At 40.1% G+C, this 17,160-nt stretch carries 16 protein-coding genes; 10 read left to right on the top strand and 6 right to left on the bottom strand.

What is annotated here, in order from left to right:
* The first annotated feature begins 1,754 nt into the window (after positions 1-1,754).
* From L7A31_RS02840 to L7A31_RS02830, 3 genes are read left to right on the top strand one after another with little or no spacing between them, the layout of a single operon-like run.
* Positions 1,755-2,327: a hypothetical protein gene (locus L7A31_RS02840; protein WP_237359989.1), complete on the top strand. Its 573-nt coding sequence runs from the start codon at positions 1,755-1,757 to the stop codon at positions 2,325-2,327.
* Positions 2,320-4,557 carry a hypothetical protein gene (locus tag L7A31_RS02835; RefSeq protein ID WP_237359988.1) on the top strand — a complete coding sequence of 746 codons (2,238 nt, stop codon included), beginning with the start codon at positions 2,320-2,322 and terminating at the stop codon, positions 4,555-4,557. The genes L7A31_RS02840 and L7A31_RS02835 overlap by 8 nt, the downstream gene beginning before the upstream one ends.
* Complete coding sequence (locus L7A31_RS02830) at positions 4,550-7,597, top strand: tyrosine-type recombinase/integrase (protein ID WP_237359987.1); 3,048 nt, start codon at positions 4,550-4,552, stop codon at positions 7,595-7,597. Before L7A31_RS02835 ends, L7A31_RS02830 begins: the two co-directional genes overlap by 8 nt.
* Before the next feature lie 626 nt (positions 7,598-8,223).
* Here the strand turns inward: L7A31_RS02830 and L7A31_RS02825 are convergent.
* Positions 8,224-8,475, bottom strand: a complete 252-nt coding sequence (locus L7A31_RS02825; protein WP_237359986.1) for a DUF6482 family protein — start codon at positions 8,473-8,475, stop codon at positions 8,224-8,226.
* Positions 8,476-8,932: 457 nt separating this feature from the next.
* On the opposite strand from L7A31_RS02825, the gene L7A31_RS02820 reads away from it, so the two are divergent.
* From L7A31_RS02820 to L7A31_RS02810, 3 genes are read left to right on the top strand one after another with little or no spacing between them, the layout of a single operon-like run.
* On the top strand, positions 8,933-9,880 hold the full coding sequence (locus tag L7A31_RS02820; protein WP_237359985.1) for a YbgA family protein: 948 nt from the start codon (positions 8,933-8,935) through the stop codon (positions 9,878-9,880).
* The gene (gene phrB, locus L7A31_RS02815; RefSeq protein WP_237359984.1) at positions 9,877-11,277 is read left to right on the top strand and encodes a deoxyribodipyrimidine photo-lyase; all 1,401 of its coding nucleotides are present in this window, start codon (positions 9,877-9,879) and stop codon (positions 11,275-11,277) included. The genes L7A31_RS02820 and phrB overlap by 4 nt, the downstream gene beginning before the upstream one ends.
* 17 nt (positions 11,278-11,294) lie before the next feature.
* Positions 11,295-11,855 carry a lipocalin family protein gene (locus tag L7A31_RS02810; RefSeq protein ID WP_237359983.1) on the top strand — a complete coding sequence of 187 codons (561 nt, stop codon included), beginning with the start codon at positions 11,295-11,297 and terminating at the stop codon, positions 11,853-11,855.
* A 102-nt stretch (positions 11,856-11,957) separates the two neighbouring features.
* Here the strand turns inward: L7A31_RS02810 and L7A31_RS02805 are convergent, their stop codons facing one another.
* Positions 11,958-12,338, bottom strand: coding sequence for a thiol-disulfide oxidoreductase DCC family protein (locus L7A31_RS02805; protein ID WP_237359982.1), 381 nt, complete (start codon positions 12,336-12,338; stop codon positions 11,958-11,960).
* A gap of 149 nt (positions 12,339-12,487) precedes the next feature.
* Here L7A31_RS02805 and L7A31_RS02800 point away from each other — a divergent pair, with 149 nt between their 5' ends.
* The 4 genes from L7A31_RS02800 to folM all read left to right on the top strand — a co-directional run bounded on the left by L7A31_RS02800 (position 12,488) and on the right by folM (position 15,126).
* Positions 12,488-13,207, top strand: a complete 720-nt coding sequence (locus L7A31_RS02800) for an SDR family NAD(P)-dependent oxidoreductase (protein ID WP_237359981.1) — start codon at positions 12,488-12,490, stop codon at positions 13,205-13,207.
* A gap of 178 nt (positions 13,208-13,385) precedes the next feature.
* Complete coding sequence (gene folX, locus L7A31_RS02795) at positions 13,386-13,781, top strand: dihydroneopterin triphosphate 2'-epimerase (protein ID WP_237359980.1); 396 nt, start codon at positions 13,386-13,388, stop codon at positions 13,779-13,781.
* Positions 13,775-14,413, top strand: a complete 639-nt coding sequence (gene folE, locus L7A31_RS02790) for a GTP cyclohydrolase I FolE (RefSeq protein WP_237359979.1) — start codon at positions 13,775-13,777, stop codon at positions 14,411-14,413. The genes folX and folE overlap by 7 nt, the downstream gene beginning before the upstream one ends.
* Complete coding sequence (gene folM / locus L7A31_RS02785; protein ID WP_237359978.1) at positions 14,410-15,126, top strand: dihydromonapterin reductase; 717 nt, start codon at positions 14,410-14,412, stop codon at positions 15,124-15,126. Before folE ends, folM begins: the two co-directional genes overlap by 4 nt.
* A 256-nt stretch (positions 15,127-15,382) precedes the next feature.
* Here folM and L7A31_RS22145 read toward each other — a convergent pair whose 3' ends face one another.
* The 4 genes from L7A31_RS22145 to cydB form a co-directional block, all read right to left on the bottom strand.
* Positions 15,383-15,511: a hypothetical protein gene (locus L7A31_RS22145; protein WP_290368736.1), complete on the bottom strand. Its 129-nt coding sequence runs from the start codon at positions 15,509-15,511 to the stop codon at positions 15,383-15,385.
* Positions 15,508-15,942: a DUF3429 domain-containing protein gene (locus L7A31_RS02780; RefSeq protein ID WP_237359977.1), complete on the bottom strand. Its 435-nt coding sequence runs from the start codon at positions 15,940-15,942 to the stop codon at positions 15,508-15,510. The genes L7A31_RS22145 and L7A31_RS02780 overlap by 4 nt, the downstream gene beginning before the upstream one ends.
* A 103-nt stretch (positions 15,943-16,045) precedes the next feature.
* Positions 16,046-16,150 (bottom strand): DUF2474 family protein, encoded by a 105-nt coding sequence (locus L7A31_RS22220; RefSeq protein WP_354003801.1) that lies wholly within the window; start codon positions 16,148-16,150, stop codon positions 16,046-16,048.
* Entirely contained in the window at positions 16,150-17,148 is a 999-nt protein-coding gene (cydB, locus tag L7A31_RS02775; RefSeq protein WP_237359976.1) for a cytochrome d ubiquinol oxidase subunit II, read from the bottom strand. Before cydB ends, L7A31_RS22220 begins: the two co-directional genes overlap by 1 nt.
* Positions 17,149-17,160: the final 12 nt, after the last annotated feature.

Genomic DNA, 17,160 nt, shown 5'->3' with positions numbered 1-17,160 from the left:
ACAGCCAGGTTTCACGATACTTATATTAATTCGAACATTCCAAAAGTAAGCAGCTACTCTAAGCCACTTTTGTCCAAAACTAAGTTAGAAATCGTTCAAACTTTAACTCTTGTATCGCTATAGATAGAAGGAAGATGCACCGAACGACAGCAAGGTAATTGAGTACGAGTAGTATACAGCTTATTGACATAACCAATTCATTTAATAAAATCTTATTGATGGTTTGAGATATTGAGACGGCACTCTCTCAAGCGACGCTGAAAAATTGCCCTGCCGACGAAAGCAAAGACTTGTTTTCAGAAGAAACCGCCTATGGCGGTTTTTTTGTTCCAGATAGAGCTAAAAATAATCAAGTATTTATGAGGTGTTGGATGATTTAAGTGCTTGGTCGGAGCTTTCTAGCTCCACGCATTAACATTGCTAATATTGAGCTGACGATTAAAACTTCTACTCTACCCTTTTGCTGAATGCTCTTTCTTTAACCCCTAGGGCACCATTTGGCCACCAAATGGACACCGCACGAAAACTAGGTGGATTCGCTGTGGCTAATAATCAAGACTTTCTGTGAGAAAAAACCAACGCAAAAAGCAAACAATTCGCAAAGTGTTATATTTATTTTCTGAGGTAAAATATTGCTCGGATTGAGCTATATGGAGCGTGCAGCGGGAATCGAACCCGCATCATCAGCTTGGAAGGCTTACACCCTAGCGTTTAAGAAGCAGCTAAAGTTTTTTAAAGCTTTGTATTAAAAAGGATTTATAATTTTTAAATTTTCCCTTTTCGCAACAAATAAAGCCATTTATCGATTTTTTGGTCACCATAAAATAGCTACTTTTGGTACCTTTTTTCTACTTAGCAAAGCAAAAAACTCAAAATATCAGCTCTATGATAATTAGAATAACTTATCTCATATCGGCCATATCGAGATGCTGTAAGCCATAAACTAAAGAATAAGCATAGATAGCCCTAAGTGACTGCATCCTAGGGGAAACACTTGAGAACAACTACCGTCAATCAAATCAAGAAATCAAGGTTACCCGCTCATATGATTAAGTGGTGACTTTCACTTTTAATTGAACTGCCATCAACAATTCTTTGTCTTAAGAGAAGCCCATAAAGCTATTTAAAAGCCGCTAAATCTTAGAAAATTAAGTTACAAGGTAGTAATCAAGCAACGAGAGAGGTAGAAAGCAATCAAGATGATCGCTAGTTTCTAGTACAAAGCACAATACGCCACGCTATTCGCATCTCTAAGAGCACGTTTCGTAGCCGGAGGCTATGGATGGTCTACACATATTTTTTATTAACTTTAACTCAACGTGATAGAACATTTTGCACACAGATTTATAAGCGGTTTTATAGTACATGCTCTTTGTCCAATTTAGCCAACTGGAAATATAAGACCATGAAAGTCAATAAACACTAACTTGTGTGGCCACAAATGGCCACGCTCAAAATCTCAAACCGTAACAGCCGATGAACATCACACTTTTTTGTGGCCACAAATAGCCTCAAATGGCCACGCTCAAAAACTCAACCACAACAGCCGATAAATATCACACTTTTTGTGGCCACAAATGGCCTCAAATGGCCTGAACAGTTTCTAACTCTCATTTATAAACACCCAAAATAGTATTTACGAAAAACCGTTAAATATAGCGTATTTTCATCAATTTAACTTTGTTAGTGTTGTTTATACATACATATTATTGATGAACATGGTTACATCAGTACTTACCCTAGCGAGGTAATATTTGGTTCGAGTATTATCAAAAAACAAAAAGAGAAATTTATCTGTAGACATTCACCCGAGTGCAGTTGACGCGTTTAACTTTTGTACAAAGCAATCTTTCTGCTTTGATAAAACACTCTTTAAACCTAACTCTCTATCTTTATTGGACTCGACACAAATCTACCGAGCAATACTAACCTCGAAAAATCAATGCCTATTGTTTTCTGGGTTTGAAACCATCGGCTTTTCATTGAACAACTTCGATGCAACAACCTCAGAAGTGCTGATATACGAAAAGCTTACGGACAAAGAGATAGAACAGAAGGCTTGGTTGTCAGTGCTGCGAGTTATGTTTTCATCTATTAAAGGTAAGCATCTTGAGTCTTTCCGAAATACGTTAAATTCATACGCACCAAACGACCTCGTTTGTTCATTATTTTCATCCAATAAGCTGACGCAAAAACAGCTAGCAACACTCTCTAATATGGCTGTCTCAGGTATTAAAAAACAAAAGCCATCCCCCACTTCAAACGTCCAAGATAATCATCGTGTTGATATTTTTAAACAAATCATCGAGGCCCAAAAACATGAATGATATAGGAACTAAATTGGACTTTTCCCCCAAAGAAAAGAATCTAGATATATTTTTAGAAAATCTTTTTTTTGGTTCTACTGAAGAGAAAGCAGCTATTGCACTCGAGGTTCAAAGACTATGTCGGATAATGCCGATACAATTGAAGTCTAATTTTCCTCTCATTGAGCAAATAGAAAACACCTGTGAATCATACATACTGGACAAACCAACAACATTGGAGTCAGTACTTACTAAAATTAGAGAAAACAAGCTGCTAACCCTATGTTATATACCAGCCTTTATTTCTTCAGAGATAACACTTTCTTCATACAATATTGCGAAGTTTGATCATTACAAAGCACTCACTTTCTTCGTTGTCGCACATTTGAGTATTGAGGGAGAACACGAATCAAAAATTTATGCTGTATGTAACGAAATCCGCCAGTATGCTTTTGGCAGCCGTGAGCTACTCTCAGCCCACCTTCCGACGCTCCATGATAAAACGTTACAGCACATCATAGATAGCCTTTACGACTTACTTCAAGAAGACTTCATCTTAGGCACACCCGTTGCTGGACAAATTAACAATATTAAGCGTCCCTATCGAGATTACTACAATAATCGCCCTGGTTTTCATCGAAAAAGTAGTTCTCGTGAATTTAAAGGCAAAACGGCACTGTCCATCAGCTCGAAAGTAATGCCTGATGAAAATCAAAGTACTAACGTACTAGAGATCAAAGATATTCGATTAGTTGAAAAAAAATTCAACAAAAGCTGGGAGGAGGAGGAAGAAAATTCGAAGATTGCTCGCTCCATTGTATTAATCACGGATCAATCTTTCACAACTCAAGCCAACTTTCACAACATGTTACAGGCTAGAGCAATTAATGAGCGGGTCCGAAAAAAGTCGATGTTTTTAACGTGTGACATCTCCGCAATAACAGTTCATGAACTGCGTAGCCTAATAAATCATTGCACTAATGATATTCAGCAGTTAACGCAACATAAATTGGAAGCAATAATCTGCTTATTCATGTTGCTAACTGGAAATACATTGGATGACATACGGAAATGGAAGCTAAAACGAAATTGTTTAAAAGAGATCACTGGTATAATAAGAACTTTTAGGCTTCCAAGCCAAAAGGTGCGTGACGAGCTCACTCCTGTCCTTCAACGTGTTACTGAGCACTACATAATTCCACTACCAAAAGCTCTAACCTCTCAAGTAAATAATTTTAAGTTCTCTGAAGTTACAACAGAGAAAGTTCAGACCTATTTATCAAAAATAAACAAACTCTATGGTATTACCCTCTCGCTACAAAAAATAACACGAACCATTACCCAAATTATGACCTATCATAGGGTCGACCATGTGCTCATCGACCTAATAACTGGCTACGACATACAGAATCAACCAGCGAGATTTTATACGTACATTCCCAACTCGCGACTCGAGTCTATTTACCAGCGTTACTCAAAGTACTTGGCCAAACTGTCTAACAATCCTTCCTTTTTTGAGATAAAAATGTTGGAGTCAGTAAGAAGCTTAGGCTCTCCACTCTATATTGATCATAAGATCGTCAGACAAATAATTTGCAGCCTAAAAGGCTTAATAACCCATTATCGTCCAAGCTTAGCTGAGAGTTATTACTCAGAGCAGAGCCACAACCTAAGAGTATTGTTTCTACAAATATTGCTCGGATTATCTTCTGGATATCGACCAGTAAATGGCTGGTTTGGCACAATTAAAGACATCCATCTATCTACTGGGGAATATCGAATAGCCGAAAAGGAGCGCGAGGTTGGCTATAGAGGTCGAACCGTTGTACTACCTGACGTTACTATACGCGCAATAAAAGAGTACTTAACGTATTGTCAGCAATCGATTCTCTATTTTGAAAACCAAAGTAGAGAATTAAACCTTCGCTACAAACAATGTCTTTCAGGCCAAACACCATTTTGCTTCTATCGTCGCCACAATAAAATTGAAGAAGTATCACCCTCAACTTACCTAGTTCATATGGATCCCATATTTCCCATACAAGCCAACTGGACTCGCCATTATTTGCGGTCTTTTTTGTTTGAACACCAAGTTTCTAGTGAATTGATACACGCTTGGTTAGGGCATTTACATAGTGAGCAGCTCCCGTTTGAACAATTTAGCCAACTTAATCGCCATTCATTAAGAGACATTAGCAACCTGATTGGTAAACACCTAGAAAATCTAGTTTCAGGGCAGAATGATGACTGACATTACCATTGGTGAGGAGTCGAGACATAGAAAGCGCGTTAAGCACATCGAAAAAGTCACTACGAAAGCCCGGCAATTCTTTGAAAGAGCTTTTTCTCATCCAGATAAAATTACAGATCAGCAGATCTTTGCCATACAATGGCAAAAGTTCGAATCTCAGTTGTTGGAGACTTTTGGGCAAAAAAAAGATTTTAGAACCGCTTTTAAACACGGAGAAAGGCTTCTTCGACACTACAATGCTAGGAATAACACTCCCTACTCCCCCACATCTAAACTAGTCACGCACGCACCTCCGGCACAATTTAGAGACAAAGACTGGTTAACTCACGCATGGGCACTTTACGACGCCTACAGCCAGTGGCGAGAAGAGCACCTTAACGTAAAGACTAATGACCCATCAAGCCGCTTCCAAAGCGTCATGCTATCGTGTCTATTCGAGTCCGGACACGGGTGCAAAAATGTTATTCTTTCTCTCAACCACCTTTTTAGCCAGAAGCGGTTGCCCCAATTAAAGCAGTTCGGTTGTTACACCTATCTTGAGCTAACTCTCAAAGAGGGTAATCTCAATACAAACGATTTTAAAGACGGTGAGCCTGTTACTATTTATCAGTGCTATCTTTCCATAGAAACGCTCGCTCAACTTAACTTATGGCGTAAAGTAGATAAATCTCATTGGCGCGCTCCAGAAAACGGAAAGGCACTATATAAAACCTTGACTAAAAACATGGGTTCACTTGAAGGGTTACCCAAAACCCTGAAAACATTAGGAAGCTGCAGCCTATTCTGGTACGAACGTCATGTACATAATCGTATCACCGAGGCGTTACTCGAGTATCGCGCTGGTCGAACCCACTCATACTCAATACCAAGTCAAAACTTAGAGAGAATGGTTAATCCAACACTCAATACCGTTTCTGAGACATCATTCTATCATTTTGCTACAAATGTCAAAGCAGAAGTACCAAGCACAAATAAAAAGAGAGCGGGTTGCGTACGTATTTCTGACAATAAGCTTTATGAAGAAATAACACGAATAATGAAGCCCCCGCTGACCGGAGAAAAACTGAGAAAATCAATAGTCTTCAACTCACTAAACAACTTGATAGAACAGTATGAATTGCCTATTTGGCAATATGCCTATGTACGTTGGCTGATATTCAAACTTGATAGCTGTGAAGTATCCTCAGTACGAGCATACAATAGAACACTTATTAAATATTGGGGAGTAATCAACACTACATGTGATTTACTACAATGTGATAGCTCAATCGAGCTCGAGTTTCTTTATCGACAACAAATAACACGACATAAGAGCAAAAAATCTCAAGCTTATTTTACTCACCGCCTTAAAGACCTGCACGCATTTGCTACTCCGCTACTGAAGCTACCCCCCCTAAGTGACGAGTTTTTTCACGACGAACCTGGGAAAAAGCACACTAGAGCGGGGCTAGTAGATGAACCACTTTTCGCAGCACTTCTACAGCATATTTCAACACTGACTGATATCAACAAATCCAGTCAGCTAGCGCTGAAAACAATATGCATACTCTCGTACAGAGCTGGGCTAAGAGTCTCTGAACTACATAAGCTTCAAGTAATGAACCTTGAGCAATCATCAACTGGTTGGCTTGATATTCGCAACAATCGATATGGAAATAACAAAACGGCCAGTAGCTTGAGAAAAGTGCCCATATATCCATTGTTGCTTGAACACGAAAAGCACATCGTAGAGGACTATATTCGCCATAAAATTGCATCTAAAGCGAACAAAACAGCGCCTTTATTAACTCTAGGAGAAGACACCTCCCGCCCCTTTGACCGGTTTTCAGTCTCAAATTATGTTGGCCAAGCACTTAAAGCACTGTCGGGAGAAGAGCATTTTGTTTTTTACCATTTAAGACACAGCTGCCTCTCGCGCTTGCAGCTTATGCTTGAAATAGCGCAGCCCCATGAATTATTGCCTTATCTTTGCCCATACGATGGTATACAGCTCAGCAAAATACAAAATCTACTGTTTAAGAAGACCCTAACGAAAGGCTATTGGGAAATTGCTGCGTTTGCTGGTCATGAAACACCAGAAGTCTCTTTTAATCACTATTTCCATATGAGTGATCTATTGGCAGCTCCGGATGAAAAACACTATGAAAAGTCATTAACAATAAGCGAAGCGATGAGACGTGGTTTAACAACACGAAGGCAATATAAAAAGCTCAAACGTAAATACGGTAAAGTCACATCCAGACATTGCCTCATTCGATTCAACAAAACCTTGAACATCTCACTCATAAAGGATGCGGTCACCCTCACCGATAAAAGTATCGTGATGGAGTTACGCAAGAAGCCGATTATAAACATTGATATTTGCTATCAAGTCCTTGAAGCCATTTCAAATAATATCGACATTCAAGCCATAGCTCATAAATATTGTTTAGATCAGGACATCATTAAAAAGTGGCACTCTAATAGTCGCTATTTAAAATCGCTCATTACTCAATCAAGATCGAAATGTAAATCCCAAGAAGACTGCTCTCACTCTCGCCACTTTTCACTTTCACGTTCTAGGTCACTGGTTCCCGGTCCATTAAAAACAGCGCTTGAAAACAAATACGCTGAACAGTTTGTGACAAAGCTAAGAACTCAATACAAGTTAAACCGAGAAAACATATCCAAAGAGATGGTTTATTCCTTAACTCATACATACGTTAATCACTCAGGTGTCACATTTGACCACCCTGAGAAGCTAACACAATTTCTTCAAACGTTTGAATTTGCTATACCTCGCTCGCACTGGCGTGCTGTAAAACTTTATATGCAAGCCAGTACTCTAAAGAATGAGTGGCAAAAAGCAACAAAAGGTATGAATTCAATTGTCGAAAAGCCTGGTTCTACAACAGGACGAACTGGCCATGGTACGGTACGCTTAGAGCTTATCAGCCCAAATGAAAAACAGTACATATCCAATGGCAAGTTTCAAAAATACTCCTCCCACCTTCTTATCTACCTAATGTATATGACTTATGTCATGCTTAATAAGCCTTGACTAGCTTTCATACAGAGTGCTCAATAATCTCGATAATTCCGCCTAAAGTAAAAATAACACCAACCAAAAATTTAACTCAAGCTCGAGAAAATATTGATACATTAGTCTTTAAGAGGTTTATTAAACGAATTCATTCAAATTTTTATGAATTTTAATTGTTCGAATGTAACACTTTGAGCAGACTTCACCAGTTATGTCGTAACTAAATATCGTTACTAAATTTTCTGAGAAGGTTTTGGGCAAAAGCTTCTCAGGAATTTTTTATTCCCAAAATAATCGGATTATTATTTCTAGGGAAAACTGTGCAATAGGAGGCCATACCGGTTGACCGTAGGCGAGCATTTTAGTCACTTCCCGATTTCGATATCCCGAAGATTAGGACCAGACTCTAACATGCGTTGCCAGATTTTGTTGTACTCAAATAGGAAGCTGCTATGTTCCGTATCTAACCTTCTCTTCTGTAGGATAGAATTCGCAGTTTACAGGAACTCTCGCTGCATTGGGGCTCTCAGTAAAATTGAGTCACATTCAAGACTCGCATTGTGTTTAGCCATAGATGCTTTGAAAGCACTAAATAAGACCAAAATCTCAAGGGCTTTGGTCTTATATTCGGTGGCAAGAATCGCTTAGTACCATTTAAGGTCTGTTTTCAGAGGGATTCCAGATACGATGTTCTCGCCACACATCTCATCGTAAGCACTGAGATGAATGAGGCAAGCACTTTGGTATTGCTGACCTTTAAAATGCTCCTTTGCTTGGCATAGGCTTGAGAACTTAAGCGGATCGTGATTACCGCCCCGTAGTAGCACTTTCTCTTTACCTTCAACTGAGTAGGCTAGGTAAATTCCGCCTTCCAATGATTCAATTTGTAATTCCATTTTGTCTTCTCCATTGCGAGTCTAACAATTTATACGTTGTGGATCAGAAAATAGATTACTTAAACACTATTGGGTATCGTCAAGCTACTGGGTAATAACTCTAGTATTTGCATATAGGCCTTGTTGTGAAAGAATAGCGAAACCTCCTTTTTGGGATAAGCACTTGTCAAATTGAGAAAATTTCAGCTTAAGCTAGCTTGGATGAAATTCATGGGGCTCCCTCAGCATTTAGTGCTTCATCTACAATCTCAACTGTAGGAGAATATTGGAGCCCTACTCTCATTTCAGAGGTATCTTCATCCATTGAGAATCAAATTCTAGACAATCGATATGCGTTAAAATTAAATTGATCCAGTTTCATACTTCACTCGTATTGGCTTTGTAGATACACAATAATTTGAAAGTTACAAAAATATAATAGACAAAAGTGGTATTGGAGAAGTTGAGGAAACCTTACATGGATAAGAAGCTTAAAATCGGTATTAGTGCCTGTGTTATCGGGCAACAAGTCCGATTCGATAAAGGGCATAAGAAACTCTATTTTTGCAGCGATGAGCTATCTCAATTCGCTGAATTTAAGCCAGTCTGCCCAGAAGTTGGTATTGGCTTGCCTGTCCCTAGAGCTGCTATTCGTCAAATATCCCAAGGAGACGTTATCAAAGTATCAAGAGCCGACGGTAGCGGCGACGTAACAGATGCGCTCATTCATTTCGGCCGGAATTATGCTCTGAATCAATGTGGAGACTTAGCTGGATTTATCGTGTGCGCTAAGAGCCCCAGTTGCGGCATGGAACGTGTAAAAGTTTATCACCAAAACGGTAAGGGATCAGAATCCAACGGAGTAGGACTTTTCACGCAACAACTTATGGCACTTAACCCACTCCTTCCCATCGAAGAGAATGGTCGGTTAAATGATCCTGTCATCCGAGAAAACTTTATTACCCGAGTCTTCACCTTTCAACATTGGTTAGATTTCAAATCAGCTGGGCTTACAAAACATCGCTTACTAACGTTTCACAGTCACTACAAATACTTGATAATGAGCCACCATATTGAAAGCTACAAGACGCTTGGAAAGCTATTAGCTCGCTCAGATCTAGAATTAGAAGAGCAAGCTAACCAATATATATTCGGATTAATGAATGCGTTAAAACACCACGCGTCACGCAAAACCCACACCACCACTTTGCAGCACCTTCAAGGGTATTTTAAGAAAAACCTGAGCAGTGAGAAACGACAAGAACTTGCAAAAGAAATCCTCTCGTTTCGAGATGGGCTGACACCGCTACTGGTGCTGCTTGCATTGATCAATCATCACCTGCGCGATTATCCAAACCCCTATCTTTCCGCGCAAACTTACTTAAATCCACATCCCAAGGAACTGCGTTTGAGGTACGGATATTGAACCGTTTAATTTGGTTTAGAAAAGATCTTCGAATTCAAGACAACCCTGCCTTGTGTGAGGCAGTTAAGCATGGGGCAAGCCGAGCTGTATTCATTTCTACACCGGCTCAGTGGAAAAGACATGATCTGGCCCCTATACAAGCTAATTTGATCCAACGTCATTTAGAGCAACTCCGTTGCCAACTCAAAAGCTATGGCATCAGCCTCACTCACTTAAAGGCAAGTCGCTATGATGATCAGCTCACTACCTTAGCCTCTTACTGCCAATGTAACGACATCGACACGGTCTATGTAAATCAACAACTGGAGCTGGATGAAACGGTAAGAGATGAACAAGTCTCAAGGTATAATTTAAACTTAGTGTCATTTAGCAGTGAGACCATAGTGCCGTTGGGTGACATCGTGAATAAGCAAGGCGACATGTTTAAAGTGTTTACGCCTTTTAAAAAAGCATGGTTAGCGTATGTTCAACGCCATGGTGTAAAAGTAGAGAAACCGCCAAATTTTCTGACATCGGTACACTCTAACAATGATAGTGTGAATGTGACATTTGATTATCCTAACGTAGACTCTAGTCATTGGCCGTTAAGCGAAACGGTGCTCAATCAAGTGGTACCAAGGTTCTTTGAAAAGAAACTGCACCGCTATGAGCAGCAAAGGGATTTGCCTGCGCTGAAAGGCACATCCGGGCTCTCCCCATACCTTGCCATCGGTGCGATCAACTCTCGTTATCTTGCAAACGAGCTAATTCTGCACTCTCCCGATGTTCTCTATGACCTACATCACCCGCACTTTTCTTGGTTGAACGAACTAATATGGCGTGACTTTTACAAGCATCTGCTGTTTCACTATCCCAATCTCATAAAGGGCAACTGCTTTCAAAAAAAATATCAACAACTTAACTGGCCAAACAATCCCGCTTTTTTCAAAGCTTGGTGCGAAGGAAAAACAGGCTACCCTTTAGTCGATGCCGCAATGAGACAGTTGTTACATACAGGCTGGATGCACAATCGACTTCGTATGGTCGTAGCAAGCTTTCTGACTAAGCACCTATTGATTGACTGGCGTTGGGGGGAGCGATTTTTTATGCAACATTTAATTGATGGCGATTTCAGTGCAAACAATGGAGGATGGCAATGGGCGGCGGGGACAGGGTGTGATGCACAACCTTACTTTAGAATCTTTAATCCTATCACTCAAAGTGAGAAGTTTGATTCACAAGGTGAGTTTATCCGTAAATTCTTACCTGAGCTTAGTGACGTACCAAGTAAACATATTCATTTCCCGCATATTTATTTAGAGAAAACCTCTCAGGCGGAGAAATATTGGCCTGCTATCGTTAAGCACAAACAAGCGAGGCTGGATGCGTTGGCATTCTATCAGGTGGCATCGCTTTGAACTTAAAGGGGAAGTCAGTGAAAAAATTCACCGGATTCTGTGCATGTTGGATATCACTGTTCGGGTGTGTCAGCAAACCGGACTCAGTCGAACCTGTAAAACCGTTCAATCTCACCCAATATATGGGCAAATGGTACGAAATTGCGAGACTCGATAATCGCTTTGAACGGGGCTTAAGTCATGTAACCGCCAACTATTCTTTGAATTCAGATGGCACTGTACAAGTAGTGAATCGCGGGTTGGATACAAGTTCCTCAGAATGGAAAGAAGCGATAGGGAAAGCAAAGTTTGTTGAAACCCCTGACCAAGCCTTTCTAAAGGTTTCGTTTTGGGGACCTTTTTACAGCAGCTACATCGTCTTTTATCTCAACTCAGATTATTCGACCGCCTTGGTCAGCGGATTCAATAAGTCTTACTTCTGGATCCTGTCCCGTCATAAAACCTTGACCAAACCTCAATTGGATAAGCTTTTAAATATTGCCGAACAAGCAGGGTTTGATACAAAAAGCTTAATCTATCCAGATCAAGACAACTTGCAGAATACACCTGCTATAACTCCTCCTGAAGTAAGTGATTGACTTATTAGTAACCCTTTAAAGAAACTAACGAAGTAGTTTTTGCTGGATACTTTAGCTTTTAATAGTTATTCGGAGCGGTAAATTTTTTGTATCGTATGTGGCTTACATCTTGTTGCACTTACAGTGTGAGATCCCAGTCAATAGAAACGATAATCTATAACGATTTCTGGCGAAAATCATATAGAGTTTATCTGCAAAAGGTTTAATCAACTTCCACCTCAAAGGAGCATACACCCAACCTTTCCCTACTATCTGCCAGGCTTTGTGTGCCGCATCAAGCCCTAACAAGAGGTTTCTTTGACTGTCTAAGGCGTGAAGCATCTCTTTGGCTTTACAGACATCAATTTCAGAGTATGCACTTAAATTAGCTGACATGATATCGATAGCTTCTATGCGATGTTCTTTGTCTCGCCTAAGCAGTGCAGCCACTTCTTTCACACAGATTGGGCAACTACCATCATAAAATATCGTTGGTAATATCATGCATTATCCTTTATTTAATTAATCAATATTAAAGAACGAATTTATTGGAAGAAAAGATCAATAAATAAACACAATATTTGATCTTTTCTTTAATTGCTTGCGTATTTTTAGAACAACAGTACGGCTATCAATGGACGGGCCACAAAACTATGTACAGGAATATTGTCGTTATTGGGAGCTCTGGTGCTATCGGCAGCGCTTTCACGAGAAAAATTGCAGAGCTTTATCCTAAGGCAAATGTCCATGCATTTTGCCGCCAAAAGACCAACAAGGAGAACGGTAATGTTACAGAGCGAATGATGGATTATCTAAGTGAAGAAAGCGTTCACGAAGCTGCAAATATAGTCAGCTCTGAAGAGCCTATTGATTTGGCCTTTATTGCTACAGGATTACTTCACGAGGGAGATATGTACCCTGAAAAGTCGTTAAGAGATATATCTATAGCCAACTTTAATAAGATATTTTCGGTTAACACAATCGTTCCTGCAGTCATAGCAAAACACTTTATACCTAAACTGAATAGACACAAAAGGTGCGTTTTTGCCACCCTTTCAGCACGTGTCGGAAGTATTTCGGATAATCGTTTAGGAGGTTGGTATGCCTACCGCGCTTCTAAAGCGGCCTTGAACATGATTATAAAAACAGCAGCGCTAGAAGTCACTAGAATGAACAAAAACGCCATTGTAGTTGGGTTACACCCAGGAACAGTAGACAGTACTTTGTCAAAGCCGTTTCAACATAACGTGGAAAATAAAAAGTTATTTAGTCCCGATTATTCAGTAAGTTGCTTGATAAACACTATTGAAAGACTTACGTTGGAACATAGTGGTCGCTGCTTTGCTTGGGACGGGAAAGAAATTCTACCCTGATAACTAGTTTAAACGCATTTTATTTGGGTAAGAGTAAGTTATACATGTTTAGCTCTATTTCACTTACTCCTTGCAACTGCCTCAAAAAGAACGACAGACCTCTTAATCGTGTGAGCTTTATTGATTTTCTTCTAGCAGACACGTAACTGACATTAACTTCTATGGACGGGAAATTGCTATGCATCACAACGCTATCATTACCATTACCAATCTCAGGCTGAGAACTTTCATAGGCTTTAACGAAGAAGAACAAACTAAGCAGCAAGACATAGTTATAAATGCAGAAATACATTACCCAGCGAATAACCTTTGTCTTGCTGATGATGTGGGCAACGCACTTAACTACAAAACCATCTGCAAAAAAATTATTCATCACGTTGAATCCGGTAGATTTCTGCTTTTAGAAAAGTTAACCAGCGACGTACTTGGCATTTGTATCGATCATTCATGGGTACGATACGCTCAAGTGAGAGTTGACAAACCTCATGCACTGCGTTTTGCCGACTCCGTCTCGCTCACCCTGAGCTATGAAGCAGAACACGAAAATCATTCACAAGGAGCAAGTCAATGCTAACCAAAGAAGCCGAAAAAGTAAGAGAGGTTTTGCTCTCGAAAGGGCTGGAAACCCCGATGAACTCTAGTGAAATGAGTAGTGACCAGAAGTACAATCGCATCAAAGGACTTTTAACAGAGGTGGTAAGTACGCTCGGACTGGATTTAACTGATGACAGTCTCGCTGAAACACCTCATCGTATTGCAAAAATGTACGTTCATGAGATATTTGCAGGGCTAGACTACAATAATTTCCCAAAAATTAGTGTGATAGAAAACAAAATGTCTGTTGATGAAATGGTTAAGGTCTCAGACATAGATTTAACATCGACGTGCGAACATCACTTCATTACCATTGACGGTTTAGCACAAGTTGCCTATATCCCTAAGTCAAAAATTCTCGGGCTGTCTAAAATAAATCGTATTGTTCGATTCTTCGCTCAGCGTCCTCAGGTCCAAGAACGTCTTACTCAGCAAATCCTGATCGCAATACAAACGCTAGTGGAAACAGACAATGTTGCAGTCACGATTAAAGCCACTCACTATTGCGTTAAATCCAGAGGTGTCATGGATGCAAACTCTGCAACCTCAACAACCGCTCTCGGTGGTATTTTCAAAACTAACCCTCAAACTAGAGCTGAATTTTTACTATGAGTGAAACAATTCTGATAACCGGTGTGGGAAAGCGACTAGGCTTCGCCCTGGCACAGCGACTTTTATTGGACGGATACAAAGTACTGGGTACCTACCGAAGTGACTACCCTCAACTGCAGCGATTGAGAGAGAATGGGGCAGACTTGCAACACGTAGACTTTTATCAACAAAAAAGTCTAGAGGGCTTTCTTAATTACGTTAGTCAAGAATATAAGACACTTCGAGCCATCATACATAATGCTTCGGACTGGAAGCCGGAGAACAAGAAAGACCCTGCTGAAAACGCACCACAAATCATGAGTCAGATGATGACAATTCATGCTACCGTGCCTTATCTGGTCAATTTAGCACTCAAAGATCATCTGATGTCTGGCAATAAAACTTCAGACATCATCCACATCAGTGATTACGTTGCGGAAAAAGGCAGTAAAAAACATATCGCTTACGCTGCAAGTAAAGCCGCACTCAATAACCTGACGCTTTCGTTCTCAGCGATGCTGGCTCCTAAGGTGAAAGTAAATACCATCTCACCAGCCCTGCTTAAGTTCAATGAACATGACGACGAGATATACAAGACCAAAGCTCTACAAAAAGCACTTATCCCCACAGAGGCGGGCTTTGACGAAGTGATAGATGGCATCAATTTTTTATTGACCAGCAACTACATGACAGGAAGAACTTTACACCTTGATGGCGGCAGACATTTGAAGTGAAACTCTCGTCTCTTATAGTGAGCTTTCAGCACATATTAAACGGAACTACCTTAATTAACAGCACGAACCTACAAAAGGACAAACACTATGCGCTCCAAGCGAGCAGAACGAAACATATTTCCAAACAAAAATGTTCAGCCGTGTTTCAGTTAAGCTTAACTAGGAGGCTTGATGATGAACATGAGAAAAATCTCTTGTGGAGAAGACTGTGGCATCAAAAGGCCATTTAAGCTTGCCGAACTCTGGCGAATTGGGACTAGCCTTGAGATTGAAAACGGGCACAGATGCAATGTGCTTTCCCGCAAAGCGCAATGTTGGTGAAACTTAATAAACGAGCTACCGAAAGGCTAGATAGCCCAGTTGCAATGCTAACGTTCTTTGTCATGATACAATTCCTGAAATACTGAGTGAAATAATGACGGTGACTGACACGAAAAGGCGTGTCTGAAAATAATTACGGCTAATGAAATCCATATGAAAAAGGCGATAATCAATAATGAGTAGAGCAACAAATGCGGCCGCAAACATTGCCATTAGAACTTTAAAGCCGAGTACTAAAAAGCCAAACCAGAGCAAAACCGCAATAATGTTACTTAGAATGGCTAACGAATAGGTCCATAGACCTTTATTAATGCGTAAATGCTGCCCCCAGTGGGCTCCTGCTAAGAATGATGAAATTACCAGTCCATAGACACTCAATATTTTTTCAACGTAACCAAGCGAAATCAGTTGATTGATATCAAAACTCAAGCAAACAGTGCAGACAATAAATGGTATTGCACCAGCATAGGTTAAATAAGTAGAAATTTTCTTCATTGCTTTACCGTATTAAAATTAGTTTCGTTTGCATACTCATTGGACAACTTTCTTTCATCTCATCTAAAAATGACAACGCTTTAATAAGTTTGTTAATAATGACTTAACCAATTACAAACCTTAGAAGGTAAGCGAACAAAGAAAGTGCCGAAACACTCGCTGTCCAAATCAACAAAAACCACAAAAACTGTTTAGTAAGCTGACGCATCAATGATACCTATCTTCATGGTTTAGCCTCCCCCTGAACACCCAATACGCGTATGCGCTGTAGCCTATAATGGCAGGTAATAAAAAACAGGTTCCAACAAGTAAAAATGTCAAACTACTAGCTGGAGCAGCAGCCTCTACGTAAGTCAACGTAAAGGGTACAATATAGGGATAGGTGCTTATAGCGAAGCCAACAAAGGATATTAGGAATAGACCCACAGCAAACAGGTAAGCACTTCCACCTTTGCACTCATTAAGTGCTTTAAAAAGCTGTCGAACAAATAATAATGCTGTCAAAGGGACTAACAAGTAAATTAACCCATACGGTAAACTAAACCAGCGATAAAAAATGATGTCGCTAGTAAAAGGTAGCCAAGCGCTTACTACTGAAATACAAAGCACCAACCCTAGTCCCCAATGTTTGGTCACACTGTAGTAACGGTCTGCGATATCCACTGGTAATTTCATAATTAACCAACAGCCACCCAATAAAATATATGCACATACAGTGGACAAACCGCAGAACAAAGTAAACGGCGTCAACCAATCAAACCATCCTCCTGAATAAGCTCGACCATTCATTTCGATACCTTGAAGTAGCGTTCCTAGCATAATGCCCTGCATCACTGTGGCACTTAGCGAACCTACAAAAAAAGCCTGATCCCAAAGAAACTTACCCCTTTTTGTTTTAAAACGATATTCGAACGACACCCCTCTCAACACTAACCCAAGAAGCATGATGATAACTGGCGCATATAATGCTGGCATGGCCACGGAGTAAGCCAAGGGAAAAACAGCAAACAAACCTCCCCCTCCCAATACCAGCCAAGTCTCATTCCCATCCCAGACAGGCGCGATACTATTCATCATCAAGTCTCTCTCGGCCTGATTTGAAGCGAAAGGAAAAAGTATCCCTATTCCCAAATCAAATCCATCCAATACCACGTAGATGAGTACTGCTAACCCTATGATGCCGTACCAAATTAGCGCAATTTCCATACATATTCCTTC

This window comes from Vibrio marisflavi CECT 7928 (genome assembly GCF_921294215.1).
GTDB classification, from domain to species: Bacteria; Pseudomonadota; Gammaproteobacteria; order Enterobacterales; family Vibrionaceae; genus Vibrio; species Vibrio marisflavi.
This window is presented reverse-complemented; position numbering and strand designations above follow the sequence as displayed.